General features: G+C 44.9%; 16 protein-coding genes. 11 read left to right on the forward strand and 5 right to left on the reverse strand.

Features of this window, described 5'->3' with window-relative positions; all coding sequences use genetic code 11:
• Positions 1-170: 170 nt before the first annotated feature.
• Entirely contained in the window at positions 171-1,337 is a 1,167-nt protein-coding gene (locus B5F78_RS08125) for a mechanosensitive ion channel family protein (protein ID WP_191762786.1), read from the reverse strand.
• Positions 1,338-1,682: 345 nt separating this feature from the next.
• Here B5F78_RS08125 and B5F78_RS08130 point away from each other — a divergent pair, with 345 nt between their 5' ends.
• The 4 genes from B5F78_RS08130 (at position 1,683) to gcvP (ending at position 6,764) form a co-directional block, all read left to right on the forward strand.
• Positions 1,683-2,534: an RsiV family protein gene (locus B5F78_RS08130; protein ID WP_087406463.1), complete on the forward strand. Its 852-nt coding sequence runs from the start codon at positions 1,683-1,685 to the stop codon at positions 2,532-2,534.
• A gap of 10 nt (positions 2,535-2,544) precedes the next feature.
• Positions 2,545-3,171, forward strand: coding sequence for a 16S rRNA (guanine(527)-N(7))-methyltransferase RsmG (gene rsmG / locus B5F78_RS08135; RefSeq protein WP_022039328.1), 627 nt, complete (start codon positions 2,545-2,547; stop codon positions 3,169-3,171).
• A 20-nt stretch (positions 3,172-3,191) separates the two neighbouring features.
• Positions 3,192-3,830: an MBL fold metallo-hydrolase gene (locus B5F78_RS08140; protein ID WP_087406464.1), complete on the forward strand. Its 639-nt coding sequence runs from the start codon at positions 3,192-3,194 to the stop codon at positions 3,828-3,830.
• Between the two features lie 81 nt (positions 3,831-3,911).
• A complete protein-coding gene (gene gcvP, locus B5F78_RS08145) occupies positions 3,912-6,764 on the forward strand; it encodes an aminomethyl-transferring glycine dehydrogenase (RefSeq protein ID WP_087406465.1) in 2,853 nt (950 codons plus the stop codon).
• A 289-nt stretch (positions 6,765-7,053) separates the two neighbouring features.
• Here the strand turns inward: gcvP and uvrB are convergent, their stop codons facing one another.
• Positions 7,054-9,084 (reverse strand): excinuclease ABC subunit UvrB, encoded by a 2,031-nt coding sequence (gene uvrB, locus B5F78_RS08150; protein ID WP_087406466.1) that lies wholly within the window; start codon positions 9,082-9,084, stop codon positions 7,054-7,056.
• A 141-nt stretch (positions 9,085-9,225) separates the two neighbouring features.
• On the opposite strand from uvrB, the gene B5F78_RS08155 reads away from it, so the two are divergent.
• The 4 genes from B5F78_RS08155 to glmS all read left to right on the forward strand — a co-directional run bounded on the left by B5F78_RS08155 (position 9,226) and on the right by glmS (position 13,133).
• Positions 9,226-10,059: an outer membrane protein assembly factor BamD gene (locus B5F78_RS08155; protein ID WP_087209402.1), complete on the forward strand. Its 834-nt coding sequence runs from the start codon at positions 9,226-9,228 to the stop codon at positions 10,057-10,059.
• Between the two features lie 26 nt (positions 10,060-10,085).
• Complete coding sequence (locus tag B5F78_RS08160) at positions 10,086-10,421, forward strand: DNA-directed RNA polymerase subunit omega (protein WP_022039334.1); 336 nt, start codon at positions 10,086-10,088, stop codon at positions 10,419-10,421.
• A gap of 112 nt (positions 10,422-10,533) precedes the next feature.
• Positions 10,534-10,983 (forward strand): DUF4293 domain-containing protein, encoded by a 450-nt coding sequence (locus B5F78_RS08165; protein ID WP_022039335.1) that lies wholly within the window; start codon positions 10,534-10,536, stop codon positions 10,981-10,983.
• A 305-nt stretch (positions 10,984-11,288) separates the two neighbouring features.
• The gene (glmS, locus tag B5F78_RS08170; protein WP_087406467.1) at positions 11,289-13,133 is read left to right on the forward strand and encodes a glutamine--fructose-6-phosphate transaminase (isomerizing); all 1,845 of its coding nucleotides are present in this window, start codon (positions 11,289-11,291) and stop codon (positions 13,131-13,133) included.
• Between the two features lie 86 nt (positions 13,134-13,219).
• On the opposite strand, the gene B5F78_RS08175 is transcribed toward glmS, so the two are convergent.
• From B5F78_RS08175 to B5F78_RS08185, 3 genes are all read right to left on the reverse strand, one after another.
• Positions 13,220-14,407: a class I SAM-dependent rRNA methyltransferase gene (locus B5F78_RS08175; protein WP_022039337.1), complete on the reverse strand. Its 1,188-nt coding sequence runs from the start codon at positions 14,405-14,407 to the stop codon at positions 13,220-13,222.
• Positions 14,408-14,487: 80 nt separating this feature from the next.
• On the reverse strand, positions 14,488-15,120 hold the full coding sequence (locus B5F78_RS08180) for a 3'-5' exonuclease (RefSeq protein ID WP_022039338.1): 633 nt from the start codon (positions 15,118-15,120) through the stop codon (positions 14,488-14,490).
• Positions 15,121-15,150: 30 nt separating this feature from the next.
• The gene (locus B5F78_RS08185) at positions 15,151-15,762 is read right to left on the reverse strand and encodes a DUF5063 domain-containing protein (protein WP_087406468.1); all 612 of its coding nucleotides are present in this window, start codon (positions 15,760-15,762) and stop codon (positions 15,151-15,153) included.
• Positions 15,763-15,843: 81 nt separating this feature from the next.
• Here B5F78_RS08185 and B5F78_RS08190 point away from each other — a divergent pair, with 81 nt between their 5' ends.
• The 3 genes from B5F78_RS08190 to trxB all read left to right on the forward strand — a co-directional run bounded on the left by B5F78_RS08190 (position 15,844) and on the right by trxB (position 20,188).
• Positions 15,844-18,330 carry an FtsK/SpoIIIE family DNA translocase gene (locus B5F78_RS08190; RefSeq protein ID WP_087209413.1) on the forward strand — a complete coding sequence of 829 codons (2,487 nt, stop codon included), beginning with the start codon at positions 15,844-15,846 and terminating at the stop codon, positions 18,328-18,330.
• 79 nt (positions 18,331-18,409) lie between these two features.
• Positions 18,410-19,021, forward strand: coding sequence for a LolA-like putative outer membrane lipoprotein chaperone (locus B5F78_RS08195; protein WP_225226170.1), 612 nt, complete (start codon positions 18,410-18,412; stop codon positions 19,019-19,021).
• A gap of 219 nt (positions 19,022-19,240) precedes the next feature.
• Positions 19,241-20,188, forward strand: coding sequence for a thioredoxin-disulfide reductase (gene trxB / locus B5F78_RS08200; RefSeq protein WP_087247406.1), 948 nt, complete (start codon positions 19,241-19,243; stop codon positions 20,186-20,188).
• The last annotated feature ends 67 nt before the right edge of the window (positions 20,189-20,255 follow it).

The raw sequence follows: 20,255 nt of genomic DNA on the forward strand, positions 1-20,255 counted from the left end.
TTTCGCTCCTGTTCTTCGTCAGATAGCCCGCTATCTTCCTCATCACAAAAGCGAAAATGCCTCAAAAACTCATCCCAAATCATCGCACGATAAATTCAAAACAGCTTCTGAATATATCTTCATTTGGGAGACATCTTATCCGGTGACTGATTGCGGTATTTATTCCCGTTTTAGATCCCTTGATACAATTTCAGCCCGAAACGGGGAGCCATAGCCAGCAGATGATCGAAAATATCCGACTGGATACGTTCATACTCCCGCCACGCCTTGATGCGTGAAAAGAAATATACACGAATGGGCAGACCGTGCTCGGTAGGTTCTTTCTGCGAAATAATCAAGTCCAAATCCTGGTTCACCACCGGCAAACTCATCAAATAACGCTCGATGTAAACACGATACACCTGCGAATTGGTCGGCACCTGACCTTTGTCCGGCACATAACCGACAAGCAACGGAATATCTTTGCAAAGACGTTCTAATTCATCCGGAGCACAAAAGCGGATAGTATCCAAGTCCAGCCAGATGCGCTTATCCACCCGGCGTCCTCCACTTTCCTGCATTCCACGCCAATTTTGGAACGTACTGTTCACCATTGTATAAGGAGGTATGGTAGTAATGGTATTGTCCCAGTTTTGAATCTTCACCGTGTTCAGCGTAATTTCCTGCACTATCCCGTCGGCTGTCCCATTAGGCAAAGTCACCCAGTCACCAATCCGCAACATATCATTGGCAGAAAGTTGAATGCCCGACACAAATCCCAGAATACTATCCTTAAATACCAACATAAGCACCGTGGCAGCAGCCCCCAGGCCGGCAAAAAGCGTCACGGGCGATTTATCGATAAGCGTGGCAACACTCAGTATACCTCCCAGGAAAAACAGCACCACCTGACATACCTGCACCAATCCGCGGATAGGATGGTTCTTCCGGATTTCTTTTGAATTGTAAATGTCGAGCATCACCAGCAACACCGCATTCAGAGTGAACAATATAGACACAATGATATAAACGGCACAGACACGCTGCGAAAAATCCAGCATCCCCTTTCCTTTCACGAAAGCCAAGGGCAAAAGCATATAAATCAACATGCCGGGAACGATGTGCAGCAGATGATGCACCACCTTGCGTTCTACCAGCAAGGTATTCCACTTTCGAGGGAACCGGCGTGTGTAACGCTTGATTCCTCCCACCACAATAGCTTGGAAGAAATAATTCAGGCCCACGGCCAACAATATGATGAGCGCAGCCACCACTGTTTCGTCGAACATATTGGCATACTTGGGTGAGAATCCCCACGAAATAAGCAAGTCGTTCATCCATCCACCCAACGTACCGATGTTTTGTATTGTTTCCATAAACAAATGTTTTTATAAATTATTACAAATAATAACACGCTAAAGATACAAGATGTTCAGCAGACCGGCAAGAAATCCCCCTAAGTTTTTTCAAACAGACCTTCTCCCGACATCCATTCCGTCATTCCCAAATCCATTCCGGATAACATACAGTTCTCATAAATATTTTTTCCACATCACCTTTTGCATAACGAAAGACGCGTGTACGTAGCAACCGACTGATATTTCCAACCTTTTTGCAAAAAGATTAAGAGAATATATACAAAAAATTCACAAACTTGTGTTATCTTTGTCATATCAAAATCAGAGGAACCTAAAACAAATGATATGAAGCATAGAACGAACTTATTTTTATCGCTGATATTCAGCGTCACGGGATGTTGCATGCTGCCGGGCTGCCTACAACAAGACAAAACGGAAACAGCACCACAAGTATGTACTGTGAGCACAGACACCATCATCTACCTGCAAGAAGGAGAAGAAGTTCCATCGTGCAAAATCAACTTGGATTTCTCGTACCTCAAACCAACGGCCGAAAACGATTCGGTATCACCTAGAATCAACGCAGCCATCCAAAAAACACTTTTCGGAAACGCTTTCATGACAATGACTCCCGACAAAGTACTTTCCACACTGGCAGACAATTACATACGCGGATACAGGACAGATGTAAAAGGACTGTTCGATGCTGACATACACAATGGTATGAAACCAGCCGACGTACCGGCATGGTACAACTACGAATACCAATTGAACACAGAAATGAAGCAAGGATACAACGGCGTATGGAATTACACACTGACTAATTTCCGTTATACAGGAGGTGCACATCCCAACACTGAAACCACCTGCCTGAACATCGATTCAAAAACGGGAGCGATATTGAAAAAAAATGATGTATTCAACCCCAAAGATACCGCCAATATCTGCAAGCTCATCATGAACGAACTGATAAAAGAAACAAACCGAAGACTGAATACCGATACCATCACGTCATTGGACGGACTGCAAGAACAAGGCATCTTACTGGATACATATTTATACATACCGTCGAACTTCCTGCTGGAAAAAGAAGGAGTGACATTCTACTACAACCACTACGAAATAGCCCCTTACTCGGCCGGCGACTTCCGTTTACAGGTAAACTATGACGATATTCAACCTTATATGAAAAAGTAACAGTACAACCATGGACATCATTCTAAAGTACTTTCCTACCCTGACAGATACCCAAAAAGCACAATTTGAAGCATTGGGAGAACTTTATACCGACTGGAACAGCAAAATAAACGTCATTTCCAGAAAAGACATCGGAAACTTATACGAACACCACGTGTTACACTCACTAGGCATCGCAAAAATTATTTCGTTCCGGCCAGGAACAGAAGTGATGGACTTAGGTACAGGAGGTGGGTTCCCTGGCATTCCGCTTGCTATTCTCTTCCCCGAAGTGAAATTTCACCTGATAGACAGCATCGGGAAAAAGATAAAAGTAACTACGGAAGTGGCTAATGCTATCGGGCTGAAAAATGTAACCACACGCCAGTGCAGAGCTGAAGAAGAAAAAGCACAGTTCAATTTCGTTGTAAGCCGGGCTGTAATGCCACTGGCCGACCTGCTGAAATTAGTCCGAAAGAATATCAAGAAAGAGCAATGCAATGCCTTGCCCAACGGCCTGATTTGCCTGAAAGGCGGCGAGCTGCAACACGAAATTCTACCCGTAAGGCATCAGGCAATTGTCACGGAACTGACAAATTTCTTCAAGGAGGAATACTTCAATACGAAAAAGGTTGTGTATGTAAGCATAAACAAATAAAAAGTGACTCTACGAAAGCTATGACCATCAAACGTTTTAAATTCAATATGTTTCCCGTCAATTGCTACGTGATTTCCGATAAAACGGGAGAAGCAGCCATCATCGATGCAGGATGTTATTATCCAGAAGAAGAACAGCAACTGAAAAGATACATTAACGACAACAACCTGAATGTAAAACACTTGCTGAACACCCATCTCCATTTAGACCACATATTCGGCAACACATTCCTGTTGCGCGAATTGGGACTGAAAGCTAAAGCATGCAAGGAGGATGAATTCTTGCTGGAAAAGATGCCTGCCATGTGCCGTATGTTCGGATTTCCGCCCAACGCTGCCCCGGCAGAATTGGGAGGATACATAGCCGATGGCGACAAAATACAGTTTGGAGAAAGCACGTTGGAAGCCATCCATGTACCTGGACACTCTCCAGGAGGAATGGTATTCTACAATGCTGAAAACCAATGCATCTTCAGCGGAGACGTTCTGTTCCAGGGAAGTATAGGACGTGCCGACCTGGAAGGAGGAAACTATGACGAGTTGCTGGACAGTATTGCAACCCGTCTCTTCACCTTGCCTGATGAAACAATCGTATATCCCGGACACGGAGAACCGACCAGCATCGGACAAGAGAAAATGAACAACCCTTATTTTAAATAACAACCAGACAGACAAGTCGACAAGACATGAGGGAAACAAAATAAGAAATCTTGCCGACTTGCTCCTAAAAATCTAAAAACCATGAAGACAGACATTTTTGCCAACCGCCACATTGGCATTTCGGACTCCGACCTTCCCAAGATGTTGGAGAAAATAGGTGTCGGCACATTGGATGAACTCATTGACAAAACTATCCCAAAACAAATCCGACTGAAAAAACCGCTAGATCTGCCACCGGCAATGACCGAACGAGAATTTTCCGAACATATCACGCAGATGGCTTCGCACAATAAAGTCTACAAATCGTATATAGGTACGGGATGGTATGATACAATTACTCCAGCCGTCATCCAACGTAATGTATTCGAAAACCCGGTCTGGTATACTTCGTACACACCTTATCAAACCGAAATCTCACAAGGACGCCTGGAAGCCCTCATCAATTTCCAGACTGTAATAAGCGACTTGACCGCCATGCCGCTCGCTAACTGCTCACTATTGGATGAAGCGACTGCAGCAGCCGAAGCCGCCACAATGATGTTCGCTTTACGTAGCCGCGCACAACAAAAGGCTGGCGCCAACACACTCTTTGTCGATCGGGAAATATTCCCACAGGTACAGGCAGTTATCCGCACACGTGCCATACCGCAAGGCATCGAAATAAAAACCGGTGACTATAAAAAACTGGAATTCACTCCCGACATATTTGGTTGCATTGTACAATATCCAAACAATAGCGGCAACATCGAAAACTACAGCAACTTTACCGCCCGTGCACATGAATCTGGATGCAAAGTAGCAGTAGACGCCGATATTTTAAGTCTAGCCCTGCTGGTTCCTCCCGGAGAATGGGGAGCCGACATTGTATTCGGAAGCACCCAGCGACTGGGTATACCTCTGTTCTATGGCGGGCCATCAGCTGCTTATTTCGCCACACGGGATGAATACAAGCGCAATATGCCAGGAAGAATCATCGGCCTCTCGAAAGACAAATATGGACATGTATGTTACCGGATGGCTTTACAAACACGAGAACAGCACATCAAACGTGAACGGGCAACATCGAATATCTGTACAGCCCAGGCACTGCTCGCTACCATGGCGGGGTTTTATGCTGTATGGCACGGTGCAAAAGGCATTAAAGAAATAGCCCAACGCATCCACAGCATAACCAACTGGCTGAACCTCCGGCTTACCGGCTTGGGATATATCGAACGGAATGAAACATTTTTCGATACACTCCGCCTTGGCCTTCCAGAAAATGTGTCGCAAGAAAAATTGTGCACCATTGCTTTGAGCAAAGAAGTAAACCTGCGCTATTTCGACAATGGCGATGTAGGTATCAGCATTGACGAAGCTACCACATTGGCAGATGCCAACCAACTCTTTATGATATTCGGCATCGCTGCAGAAGAAACGGTACATGAAGTAAAAGATATCACAGACAGTTCTTCAATCAGCCCCGACATGTGCCGCCGTTCACCTTTCCTTACCCACGAAGTATTCAGCCTTTATCACACGGAAACGGAAATGATGCGCTATATCAAGCGACTGGAACGCAAAGACATTTCCCTTACCCATTCCATGATTTCATTAGGGTCGTGTACCATGAAACTGAATGCCGCAGCCGAAATGTTACCACTTAGCAATTCGGCATGGATGAACATCCATCCGTTAGTGCCAGAAGAACAAGCCCAAGGATACCACGAACTGATAGAAAACCTTTCCAAACAATTGCTTGCCATCACAGGTTTTGACGGCATTACTTTTCAGCCCAATTCAGGAGCAGCCGGCGAATATACAGGACTGCGCATCATCCGCAGTTATTTGGAAAGTATCGGACAAGGGCATCGGAACTTGATTCTGATTCCAGCATCAGCTCACGGAACCAACCCGGCATCTGCCGTACAAGCTGGATACGAAACCTTGACTTGTGCCTGTGACGAACACGGAAACGTAGACGTAAATGACTTACGCGAAAAAGCAGAAGCCAACAAAAATCGTCTTGCGGCACTTATGATTACCTATCCGTCTACTCATGGCATTTTCGAAAGCGACATTATGGAAATCTGCCAGATTATCCATGCCTGTGGAGCACAAGTATATATGGACGGCGCAAATATGAATGCGCAAGTGGGACTGACGAATCCAAGTACCATCGGGGCAGACCTGTGCCACCTCAACCTGCACAAAACATTTGCCAGTCCACATGGAGGAGGCGGTCCAGGTGTAGGTCCAGTTTGCGTATCCGAACACTTGATTCCATTCTTGCCAGGTCACAATCTGTTCGGGAATGACACTAATGAAGTTTCATCTGCCCCATACGGAAGTGCCGGCATCTTACCCATTACTTATGGGTACATTTCAATGATGGGTGCAAAAGGACTGGAACAAGCCACAAAAACAGCTATCCTCAATGCCAATTATCTGGCAGCATGCCTGAGCGATACCTATGGTACAGTATATCGGGGAACAAACGGCTATGTGGGGCACGAAATGATTCTGGAATGTCGCAATATCCACGAAGAAAGCGGAATAACAGAAAACGACATTGCCAAACGTCTGATGGATTACGGTTATCACGCTCCGACCCTATCATTCCCTGTACACGGCACATTAATGATAGAACCTACCGAAAGTGAAAGTTTAAGTGAACTTGACAACTTTATAGACTGTATGCTCTCCATCTGGAACGAAATAGAAGAAATCAAAAATGGCGAAGCATCAAAAGAGGACAATGTGCTAGTCAATGCCCCTCATCCCGAATACGAAGCCGTATCAGATCGATGGCAACATTTTTACACACGTGAAAAAGCTGTCTATCCGACAACAAGTGTACGAGAAAACAAATTCTGGATAAATGTGGCACGCGTAGACAACACATTGGGAGACCGCAAACTATTGCCTACACGCTACGGTTCATTTACAGATTAAAAAAGACAGATAAAGACAATAAAGAAAGGCTCAAAATAGCATTTGGGATTAAAGTCAAGACATGAAGCAAGAGAAATCTTTCCTTTCTTACCTTATATATTATAAAGTATAAAGGACTTCATATCATAAGTATAAAACCAAGACATCTCATTTTCTATCTTGAGCCCTTTCTTTTGATTAAAGATTCATCGGTCTCGAAAACCTATCATAAAAAAGTACCTGTTGAGACGTCTCCTAAAATCATATTTCCCAAAGTATGCAGAAAGTGAAACACGCTTTCCAGGCAATATCACGGTTTTTCTTTTAATGAATTTTCCAGACGGATAAGCTCATCACGATATTGTGCAGCTTCAATGAAATCCAGTTTCTTAGCCGCTTCCTGCATCAGCTTCCGAGTGCGATTGATGCTTTTCTGCAACTGTTCTTTTGACATGTATTGTACAATCGGGTCTGCCGCAGCATAGAACTGTTCCGGAGCATCGGTGTAAGCCTTAGGTTGTTTCGAAACCGATGTCTCGGTATCTGTCTTTTCAAGCAAAACGTTGTTGTATGCCCGCTTGATTTGTTGAGGCGTGATGCCATGTGCTTCGTTGTAAGCCAGCTGCTTGATGCGGCGGCGATTCGTTTCATCGATAGTCAGCCGCATACTGTCAGTTATCCTGTCGGCATACATAATGACTTTCCCATTAACATTCCGAGCTGCCCTGCCGGCTGTCTGGGTCAACGACCGGTGTGAACGAAGAAAGCCTTCCTTATCCGCGTCCAATATGGCAACCAGCGACACTTCAGGCAGGTCAAGCCCTTCACGAAGCAAATTGACCCCAATCAACACATCGTAGGTACCTTGGCGCAAATCGTCCATTATCCTCACACGCTCCAGTGTCTCTACATCGCTATGTATGTAGGTGCAACGGATACCATGGTTGAGCAAGTATTCAGTCAGTTCTTCTGCCATACGCTTGGTAAGCGTGGTGACAAGTACACGCTCCTGCATTTCAATACGTTGCTGAATTTCTTCCATCAGGTCGTCCACTTGGTTCATACTGGGACGCACCTCAATAACCGGATCCAATAAACCAGTAGGACGGATGACTTGTTCCACGACAATTCCTTCACTTTGCTCCAGTTCGTAATCGTCTGGGGTAGCACTGACATAAATAACTTGCTTCACCATTTCCTGAAACTCGTCAAACTTCAACGGGCGGTTATCCATAGCTGCCGGCAAACGAAACCCATATTTAATCAGGTTTTCCTTACGGGCACGGTCACCTCCATACATAGCACGAATTTGCGGCACACTGACATGACTCTCATCGATAACCATCAGAAAATCTTTCGGGAAAAAGTCGAGCAAGCAATAAGGACGGGTACCTGCCTCCCTACCATCGAAGTATCTTGAATAATTCTCAATACCGGAACAATGCCCCAGTTCGCGAAGCATTTCCATGTCATAAGTAACACGTTCGTACAAACGCTTGGCTTCGAACGTTTTTCCCTGATCTTCAAAAAAAGCCACTTGTTTGGTAAGGTCGTCTTCTATTTCGTGAATAGCCCGGAGCACACTTTCCTTTGTAGTCATGAACAGATTGGCCGGGTAAATTCTGTACTCGTCAAATTCTGCCTGCCTGTGCCCTGAAACCGGGTCTATCTCTTCAATAGCATCTATTTCGTCATCCCAAAACATCACCCTCAAAGCACTGTCGGTATAAGCGAGATAAATATCCACCGTATCTCCTTTTACCCGGAAGTTTCCCCGGTTCAGTTCAATATCGTTTCTGACATAGAGACTGTCTACCAATTTTCTGAGAAAGACATTCCGATCTATCCGTTTGCCTTTCTTAATATCTATTACGTTATTGTAAAAATCTGCCGGATTACCCATTCCATAAATACAGGATACAGATGATACCACAATGACATCTTTCCTGCCAGAAAGCAAAGCCGAGGTAGCAGCAAGCCTCAACTTGTCAATTTCCTCGTTTATGGCAAGATCTTTCTCTATGTAAGTATCAGTAGAGGGGATATAAGCTTCCGGCTGATAGTAATCGTAGTAGGAAACATAATATTCTACGGCATTGTTCGGAAAGAAATTTTTAAACTCACCATACAATTGAGCGGCAAGTGTCTTGTTGTGACTCAGAATCAACGTTGGCTTGTTGATGTTCTTGATGACATTGGCAATGGTAAACGTCTTACCCGACCCAGTCACACCAAGCAGCGTCTGGGCAGGAATGCCATTTTTTACTCCTTCGGTCAATTGCGCGATAGCTTCCGGCTGGTCGCCAGTAGGCTGGTAGTCTGATACGAGTTCAAAATTCATACGGCTATGTTTAAAAAGCGTGTAAAGTTACACAATAATTTTTATCGGAATGGAACAGACGAGATTTTTTGTATTAAAAATTATTGAGATGTTGCATTATTCGGCAGAAAGCCGTAATTTTGCACAACTATATAGATTGATATGAAAAAGTACATCGTTATGGCATTGCTTCTTGGCGGAGTGTTGTCTTCGTGCGGGGAGTATAATACCGTACTTAAAAGTACGGACTACGAATATAAATATGAGGCAGCCAAAGGGTATTTTGCCAAAGGTCAGAACAGCCGGGCTGCAACCTTGCTGGAAGAACTGATTTCTATCTTGAAAGGAACGGCCAATGCAGAAGAGTCAGCATATATGTTGGCTATGACGTATTTCAACCAAGGCGATTATATTTCGGCTTCTCATTATTTTAATGTGTATTACACTACTTACCCGCGTGGAACCTATACTGAATTGGCACGCTTTTTCTGTGGAAAATCGCTGTATCTGGATACACCTGAACCGCGGTTGGACCAGACAAGTACTTATAAAGCCATTCAGGAATTACAGATGTTCATCGAATACTTTCCGACAAGTTCACGCAAGGAAATAGCCCAAAACATGATTTACGAATTGCAAGACAAACTGGTGGAAAAAGAATACTTGTCTGCAAAACTGTATTACGACCTAGGTTCGTACACAGGAAACACCTCGTATAGCAGTACGGGTAACAATTATCTTGCAGCCGTTGTGACAGCACAGAATGTCTTACGGGATTATCCCTATACCAAACGGCGGGAAGATCTTTCGATTCTGATTCTCCGGGCCAAATATGATATGGCAAAAGAAAGTGTCCTTGAAAAGAAGGAAGAACGTATGCGCGAAGCAATAGACGAGTATTATGCATTCAAAAACGAATTTCCCGAAAGCAAGTATATGCCGGAAGTGGAAAAAATCTTCAAGGATGCCAGCCAATACATAAAAGACGAAAATTAATCAAAGGTTTATAATAAAGTAAAATTATGGATTACAAAAAAACAAACGCTCCGACCAATACCATTACCCGTAACCTGATGGAATTGTGTGAAGACACGGGTAATATCTATGAAACCGTAGCTATTATCGGTAAGCGCGCAAATCAGATCGGCGTAGAAATGAAGAACGATTTGTCTAAAAAACTTCAAGAATTTGCTTCTTACAATGATAATTTGGAGGAAGTGTTCGAGAACAGGGAGCAGATTGAAATTTCACGTTATTATGAAAAATTGCCGAAACCAACATTGATTGCCACCCAAGAATATATTGAAGGCAAGGTATATTACCGCAATCCGGCCAAGGAAAAAGAAAAATTGCAATAATCGAATTAAAAACAGGACACAGATACGTATTGTTACCAGACTTTCCAGAATAAGGGAAAAGGTATAAGAATACGCTTCTGTGTCTTTTTGTTCTAGAAAAGAAAGACTAGTTATGATACAACGTATTCAAACAGTTTATTTATTTGTGGCTACAGTACTGCTGGCAATCGCGATGTCGGTACCTGTGGGATATTTTTATACAGAAACCAGTGTGGCTGTGTTAAGCAATCTGTCTGTTATCGCTGCAGACGGTACCTCAAATTACACACCGGGAGTAATGTTTGTGCTCCTGTTCATAGCTGCCTTACTTGCATTCGTCACCATTTTCTTCTATAAAAAACGTATGCGGCAAATCCGCTTGGCTATATTCAGTAATGTGGTTTTGGTAGCATACTATCTCGTAGTAGGAATATATGCTTATTCTGTATTGGCGGCATACGGTAGCTTCACCCCCTCATGGGCAATTTGCTTGCCATTTATTTCGCTTGTGCTGAATTGGCTTGCCATCCGTGGCATAAAGAACGACGAAAAATTAGTACGCTCTTACAACACAATCCGTTAAACTGCCTGAAGCACTCTTCTATTTAATTATAATGAATGTCCGCATTCAGCCAATACAATACCTCTGAAAAATGAATATATACTGCATCCGCGGTTGAATATAACTGCATCCGCCTACGAATATATCTTCATCGGCAAACGCAGTAGTACTGCGTTTACAACTCAACTGGACCGGCTAATTGCGGACATTCTTTTTAGCTAATTACAATACCAGAAAATCAGTAAAAAATCAAGAGATAAGATACCGTCAGTCATCTTTCTTCATTCGTTTTTTACTAAAGAATACAACAACTAAACAAAAAAATTATGTGTGGAATCGTAGGATACATCGGACAAAAACAAGCTTACCCCATCCTGATAAAAGGGTTAAAACGACTGGAATACCGTGGATATGACAGTGCCGGAGTAGGGCTGATCAATGAATACCACAAGCTAAATGTGTATAAAGCTAAAGGAAAAGTTTTGAATCTGGAAGAACTCACCACGCAAAAAGATGTGACAGGATGCATCGGCATCGCCCATACACGCTGGGCTACACACGGAGAACCATGCCAAGCTAACGCTCACCCACACGTGTCTCAATCAGGAAACCTGGCATTGGTACACAATGGTATCATTGAGAATTACGCCCTTTTGCGCGAACAACTCCAACAAAAAGGATATACCTTTAAAAGTTCGACCGATACCGAAGTGCTGGTCCAACTCATAGACTATATCCAGACCAGTTCGCATATTGACCTGCTGGATGCTATCCGGATAGCCTTACACCGCGTTATCGGAGCATACGCCATCGCCGTTATTGACCGACGACAACCAGGCCGCATTCTTGCGGCACGCAAAAGCAGCCCATTAATAATCGGTGTAGGAAATGACGAATTTTTTCTGGCATCAGATGCTACTCCTATCGTAGAATATACAGACAAAGTGGTTTACCTACAGGATAATGAAATAGCGGTACTCGAACCTGGGAAAGCACTTAAGGTAGTCAATCTTGAAAACGAACTACAACTGGCCGAAGTGAAAAAAATAGACCTGAACATCGGCCGGCTGGAAAAAGACGGATACCCACATTTCATGCTGAAAGAAATATTCGAGCAACCCGAATGCATCAACGACTGCATGCGTGGAAGAGTGAACAAAGAGACTCATGAAGTACAGCTCTCTGCCATAAGCGAACATAAAGAGCGCCTGCTTGGAGCACGAAGATTCATCATTGTAGCTTGCGGTACCTCATGGCATGCCGGACTTATCGGGAAACAACTCATCGAAACCTTCTGCCGCATCCCTGTGGAAGTGGAATACGCCTCGGAGTTCCGTTATCGCAATCCGGTGATTGACAATGGAGATGTAGTTATTGCCCTCTCACAATCAGGTGAAACAGCCGACACGCTGGCAGCCATCGAATTGGCAAAAGAAAAAGGAGCTTTCGTATACGGCATCTGCAACGTAGTAGGTTCGTCCATTCCACGAAACACGGATACTGGTTCATACATCCATGTAGGTCCCGAAATCGGGGTGGCATCCACCAAAGCCTTTACCGGCCAGGTAACAGTGCTAACCCTCTTTGCCCTGGCACTGAGCAAAGAAAAGCAACTTATTAATGACACAACGTACCGCTGTATCATTGACGAACTGGAGCAGATACCAGAAAAAATAAAAGAGGTATTAAAACAAAACCAAAACATTGCCGAATTATCGCGCATATTCACATATGCACACAATTTCATCTACTTAGGACGCGGATACAGCTATCCTGTAGCATTGGAAGGTGCACTGAAATTAAAAGAAATCTCGTATATTCATGCCGAAGGCTATCCGGCTGCCGAAATGAAACATGGCCCCATCGCTTTGATAGACACAGAAATGCCCGTAGTAGTCATTGCCACACAAAATGCAATGTATGAAAAAATAATAAGCAACATTCAGGAAATCAAGGCACGAAAAGGGCACATCATCGCTTTAATAAACCCGAACGACACGATAATCAGCAAACTGGCAGACGAATGCATCGAAATACCAGAAACTCTGGAATGCCTGGAACCACTCATTACCACTATTCCCCTCCAACTATTAGCCTACCATATTGCCGTATGCAAAGGCAAAGATGTAGACCAACCACGGAACTTGGCAAAATCGGTCACAGTAGAATAGCGACACGTCAATAAGTTGACAAGGTTTTCTGATACATTAACTACTCAAAACCTTGTCAACTTATAATGATATCTCGTCAACTTTGGTTACTCCACATACAATACCAATCCTTTCAAATATTCTCCTTCAGGATGATAGATATTTACCGGATGGTCACCGGGCTGAGTCAGCTGGTGCAAGATACGCACACTACGCCCTGCCTGAGCAGCAGCTGTAAAGACCGCATTGCGAAAATTATCCTTCGTTACCACCTGCGAACAGGAGAAAGTAAACAGAATCCCTCCCGGACGAATCTTCTCGAAAGCTTTTGCGTTGAGTTTGGTATATCCACGCAAGGCATTACGAAGTGCGTCACGGTGCTTGGCAAAAGCCGGTGGATCAAGAATAATCAAATCATACTGTTCTCCCATACGGTCAAGATACTTGAATGCATCTTCGGCAAATGCCTGATGACGCACATCGCCAGGAAAATTCAACTGCACATTTTCATTAGTAAGGTCGATTGCTTTCGAAGAACTGTCTACAGAATGTACCAGTCTGGCACCTCCGCGCATTGCATAGAACGAAAATCCACCTGTATAGCAGAACATATTAAGTACATTTCTCCCTGCTGCATAACGTTCCAATAAGCGACGGTTTTCCCGCTGGTCGACAAAAAAACCTGTTTTTTGTCCTTTAAGCCAATCAACATGAAACTTCAAACCATTTTCCATCGCTACATTATCTACACTTCCACCTCGGATAAATCCATTTTCAGTAGCCAGCAAATCGGCCTTGAAAGGCAACGTGGTTTCCGACTTGTAATAGATATTCTGAACCGTATCATCCATTACTTCGGACAAAGCGGCAGCTATTTCCATCCGGTCCAGGTGCATTCCTGCCGAATGAGCCTGCATCACAGCCGTCTTACCATAAATATCAACTATCAAGCCGGGCAGGTTATCGCCTTCACCATGCACCAGGCGATAAGTATTGGTCTGCGGATTACCAATCAGTCCCAAAGCCTCACGTACCTTACGTGCACACGACAATTTACGTACCCAAAAAGCACGGTCAACCGGTTCTTGTACAAACGAAAGTACCCGTACTGCAATGCTTCCAATCTGGAAATGTCCGCAAGCGATAAATTCCTTCTCCGATGTATATACATCTACTACTTCTCCTTCTTCCGGTTCATTCTCTACCCGAGCTATGGCACCTGAGAAAATCCAAGGATGAAAACGCTTCAATGATTCTTCCTTTCCGGATTTCAAATAGACTCTTTTATATGACACGTTATATAATATTTATTAATAGATTAAACGATTGATATCAGACAAAGAAAGGTCCCCAAAGACTCCCTATGCTGTTGAAACTATTCACCAGCCTTCTCCTCTACCTTTTCAATGCGGTAGTTGCCATGACTCCGAAGGTCTTCAAGATAACTGTAAATTTCCACACATGCCCAAGCATCTGTAGCAGCATACAACTGCTGTGCTTCAGTAAGCACCTCTGCCTCCCAATTGGAAAGGCGTTGCGCCTTCGATATTTTCTTGCCAAAAAGCAATGCATAGATTTTTTGCAGACTTTTCTCTTCAATACCGAAATGCGGCACATAATCCTGCAACTCTATCCAGTTTCCGTCACGCAAATCGCCTCCATTCCGCTTACGGAGCACAGCAAAATCATCGCGCAACGACAATCCTACCTTCAACACATCATTCTGCAAAAATTCTTCCAGAAAATCGGGAAGTCCCAAATGGTTCAAGCGGAACAAGAAACACGTGTCATAAGTAGCTATTTGCAAAAGAGCGACCTTATGAGTCATCCCTTTACGGAAAGAAGGACGTGTCTCGGTATCCACCCCTACTACAGAATGCGTGTTCAAGTAATCGATTGCCTTACGTGCTTCCGTTTCGGTATAGATAACAAAAATGCGCCCCGAGAAACTAACCTTCGGCATCTCAGACACTTCTTGTTTGGATATCTTATTCTGTAATATAATCATAAATGTTTTTTGAGTTCTCACATGCTTTTCTCACTCCCAACGGTCGCCCGAACCATCATCATCGGTTTCAAGCCCACCGTACAAATCATTTCCCGTATAGCCGTCATTATCCTCCTGCCCGGAAGCAGTATTGTATTTCACATCATGCAAGGCACGCATGACATTGACCAGACGCTGCCCCCAGAACTCTGCAAACCCTTCGCGACAAATCACCAATGCATCATTCATCGTCTGGTCAAATCCCAAACGGTACACGCACACAAAATCTTTCAACGCCTGGTAAATATCGGCAAGGTTCTCTGATATGGTCTGATGAATAGGCGTGTCGCTATATACCATATCCTCTACAAACACTTCAAGGTAATCATCATGTCTCCCCATCAAAGATGCCACACCGGCACGCACACGCTCGTAATCACCTTCGGTTACAAAAACTTCAGGGTCAAACTCATCCATCCGCACGGCATGTTCCGGAAGCATTGATGCTTTCAGATAGAGCAACGGAAGCAACTTCAACACCTTATCCACGAACTCAGGATGTTCTATTTCACCAACACGCTCGAGGAAGCCACAAAACTCTGCAGCCACCGTTACAAACTCGACTGTATTTTTATCGTAAACGACTGATAAATTCTTTTTCATAACGAAACTTGATTGCGGCACAAAAATACAAAAAAATATTCGTACATTTGCGATTGATTTTTACCATTTTGCTATAACATTATGAAGAAAAAGACAGAAACAAAAGAAAACGAAGAGAAAAACATCCTTCCCAAAAAGATGCTTACCGCCATAAAAGGCGAAACCATACACTTCATCCTCGGCTTGCTTTGTGTCATATTCGGTGTCTATATGCTACTGGCATTCAGCTCATTCTTTTTTACCGGAGGAAACGACCAAAGTATCCTGGCACATCCAGATCCCGGGGAATTGCTCGAAACCCAGAACGGCATACAAAACTATGCCGGAGCACGCGGAGCCCAACTTTCGCAATTCCTTATAAACGATTGTTTCGGGATTTCGGCATATTTTATTGTGGTGTTCCTCATTGTCTGCGGCATGAGGCTGATGAAAGCTTACCGGTTCACCGTATGGAAATGGTTCGTAAGCTGCTCCATATTAATGGTATGGCTATCCGTCACTTTAGGCTTTGCCTTCGGAGGCACGTTTCAAGACTCTTTCCTCTATCCTGGAGGATTGCACGGATATAATGTGAGCCAATGGATTTGTTCCCAAATCGGTGCACCAGGACTTATCCTCGTTTTGCTGGTTACCTTGGTACTCATCGGCATTTTCTTTACCCGTGAAACGATGCAAGTAGTACGAAAAGCTTTCCATCCAGCCCTTCCGAAACGGAACAAAAGAAAAGAAGCGTTCCCTACAGAAGCTGCCCAACAGCCGGCCGATACGGAAAACACTGCCCTGCACCATACGCCCGACAACACATCAGATGCCACCGGCACAAAAGAAGACGAACAGCCGGTAGAAATAGAACTTGACCCCATAGAAAGCCAGGCAGACAACACAACGCCAGCCTATGCTACCGAAATGCGTAAACAACCCGATGAAACGGTAATAGCCGAAGCCGGGACAATCCATCAGAAAACTCAGGCAAAAACGACCGAAGAGCCCACGTTCGAAATAGAAGAAACTCCCGAAGAAGAAGAAGAACAGGAAGACGAACGTGGATCGCTAGACCAGCCTTACAATCCGCGGCTGGATCTGGAACACTACCACTTCCCGACACTCGACCTGCTCAATTCGTATAACGACAACACCCCTGCCATTGATATGCAAGAGCAAAATGCCAACAAAGACCGTATCATCCAGGTATTGCGAAGCTTTGGCATCGAAATCAGTTCCATCAAGGCCAGCGTAGGCCCTACCGTTACATTGTATGAAATCACTCCTGCCGAAGGAGTACGCATCAACCGCATCCGCAACTTGGAAGATGACATCGCCCTGAGCCTTTCGGCACTGGGCATCCGTATCATCGCTCCTATTCCGGGTAAGGGAACCATCGGTATTGAAGTGCCGAACGCCAACCCGCGCATCGTATCAATGAGCTCTATATTGAACAGTAAAAAATTCCAAGACACTACATTCGAACTCCCTGTAGCCTTGGGAAAAACCATCACCAACGATGTTTTCATTGTCGACCTGGCAAAAGCTCCCCACATGCTGGTAGCTGGTGCTACAGGACAAGGTAAATCAGTAGGATTGAACGCCATCGTCACCTCCTTATTATATAAGAAACACCCTAGCGAACTGAAATTCGTCATCGTCGACCCGAAAAAAGTAGAGTTTGCCATCTATGCACCGATAGAAAAGCACTACCTTGCCAAGTTGCCCGACTCGGACAGCGCCATCATCACCGATGTAACCAAAGTGGTGCAAACCTTAAACTCGCTCTGTATCGAGATGGACACCCGCTACGACCTCTTGCAAAAAGCAGGATGCCGTAATATCAAGGAATACAACGCAAAGTTTATCAACCGCCAGCTGAACCCTGAAAACGGACACCGCTTTATGCCGTATATCGTCATCATTATCGATGAGTTCGGTGACCTGATAATGACCGCCGGCAAGGAAATCGAGCTTCCTATCTGCCGCATTGCCCAACTGGCACGTGCTGTCGGTATCCATGCCATCATCGCTACCCAACGGCCTACTACAAACATCATCACCGGAACCATCAAGGCAAACTTCCCTGCACGCGTAGCATTCCGCGTAGCATCGATGATGGACTCACGTACCATCTTAGACCGTCCTGGTGCACAACAGCTTATCGGTAAAGGCGATATGCTCTACCTGCAAGGCAACGACCCTGTACGTGTACAATGTGCCTTCGTTGATACGCCCGAAGTAGAACGTATAGTCGATTTCATCAGCCACCAACAGGGATATCCCACCGCTTTCATGCTGCCCGAAGTAGAAGACGACACAGAAGGAGGAAGCAGTGCCGACGTAGACATGAACCGGCTCGACCCACTCTTCGAAGAAGCTGCCCGCCTGCTCATCTACCACCAGCAAGGGTCCACCTCACTCATCCAACGCAAGTTCTCCATCGGATACAACCGCGCCGGACGTATCATGGACCAGTTGGAACGTGCCGGCATCGTAGGTCCTGCCAATGGAAGCAAAGCACGCGAAGTGCTCTGCATGGACGAAAACGACCTTGCCATGCGCATGAACAATTTGAAAAATTAAAACCAACCGCAGATTGCATGATTGCCCTAACCGTTCTTTCCGGCACATGCAACCTGCGGTATTCCAAAACTTCATAAATATGATGAAACGTATCTTTTTCTCCTGCTTGCTAGCCTTACTGGTATCTGTAAACCTGCAAGCCAACGAAGACACCCGTGCCCAATCCATCTTAAGCAAAGCCGCCACTGCTTACCAGAAATCCGGCGGAATAAGCATCCGGTTCGGGGGAAGCCAACAAGGAACCCTCGCCCTGAAAGGAACATGTTTCTACCTGGAATGTGGAGGCGTAAAAAGCTGGTTCGACGGAACTACCCAATGGAGTTATGTGGAACAAAACGAAGAAGTGACCGTCTCTACCCCCTCCCCCGACGAACTGCAAAGCATCAATCCATACGCTTTGATAAACTCTTACAACCGGCTTTTCCATTGCCGCTATGGAGGCAAGCATACCATACGAGGTAAAGAAGGCAACGAAATCATCCTTACCCCCCGCCAAAAAGGTGATATCGAATCGGTAGTGCTTTTCCTTTCCGAAAACTATCAGCCTCTCTATATCACCGTCAAACTGGCCAGTGGACAAACCCAAGAATTCCGCATACTCGACTATCAGACCGGAATGTCCTATACCAACGACACATTCCGTTTCGATGCGAAAAAATACCCACAGGCGGAAGTAATTGACATGCGATGAAAAAACTGTTTCCACACCCTGCACAACCAATAATCAAGACTCTTAAGGAAGGAAACGAATATATATGCACCGGCGCATGTAGCTGAATGCATAGCTTAATCCATATAGTTCCGTGTCCATACGAAACAGTTTTTTAGATTGTTTGGTCACTTCGGCAAAATACACTATCTTTGTTTCATTAAAAGAATTGAATAATCTCATTAAACCAATCAAAAGAATATGACAACAGAACATGTAAAATGCCTGATTATCGGATCAGGACCCGCCGGATATACGGCAGCTATCTATGCCGGACGCGCCAACATCGCACCGGTACTTTACGAAGGAATCCAACCCGGAGGACAACTCACCATTACGACTGAAGTGGAAAACTTCCCGGGTTATCCCGAAGGAGTGACCGGACCGGTACTGATGGATGACCTGCGCCGGCAAGCAGCCCGTTTTGGGGCAGACATCCGCTCTGGTATCATCGTCAAAGCAGACTTAAGCCAGGCTCCTTACCACTTCTGGACAGATGATGAAAAAGAAATCACCGCCGATACCGCCATCATCGCCACCGGAGCTACCGCTAAATATCTGGGACTGGAAGACGAAAAGAAATATGCAGGCATGGGGGTAAGCGCCTGCGCCACATGCGACGGCTTCTTCTACCGGAAAAAGACCGTAGCCGTAGTAGGAGGAGGCGATACCGCCTGTGAAGAGGCTATCTACCTTGCCGGACTGGCGAAACAAGTCTATCTGGTAGTACGCAAACCTTATTTACGCGCTTCCAAGATTATGCAAGAACGTGTGTTGAATCATCCTAACATCCAAGTGCTGTTCGAACACAATGCCATAGGTCTGTATGGTGAAAACGGTGTGGAAGGAATGCACGTAGTAAAACGCATGGGAGAACCCGATGAAGAGCGTTACGATGTACCTATCGACGGATTTTTCCTTGCCATCGGTCACAAACCGAATTCGGACATATTCAAACCATGGATAAAAACTGACGAAACAGGATATATCCTGACCGAAGCAGGAACACCACGCACAGGTGTGCCGGGCGTGTTCGCCGCCGGTGATGTTGCCGATCCCCATTACCGGCAAGCCATCACTGCGGCCGGAAGCGGATGCAAAGCCGCCATAGAAACCGAACGATACCTTTCGGCCAACGGCTTGCTTTGATGCTTTTTTCACCACAGATTACACAGGCAAACCACCAGAAGGCATCTGTGTAATCTGTGGCAAACTC

Origin of the sequence: Bacteroides sp. An279, from assembly GCF_002159615.1 — a bacterium.
Classification (GTDB): domain Bacteria; phylum Bacteroidota; class Bacteroidia; order Bacteroidales; family Bacteroidaceae; genus Phocaeicola; species Phocaeicola intestinalis.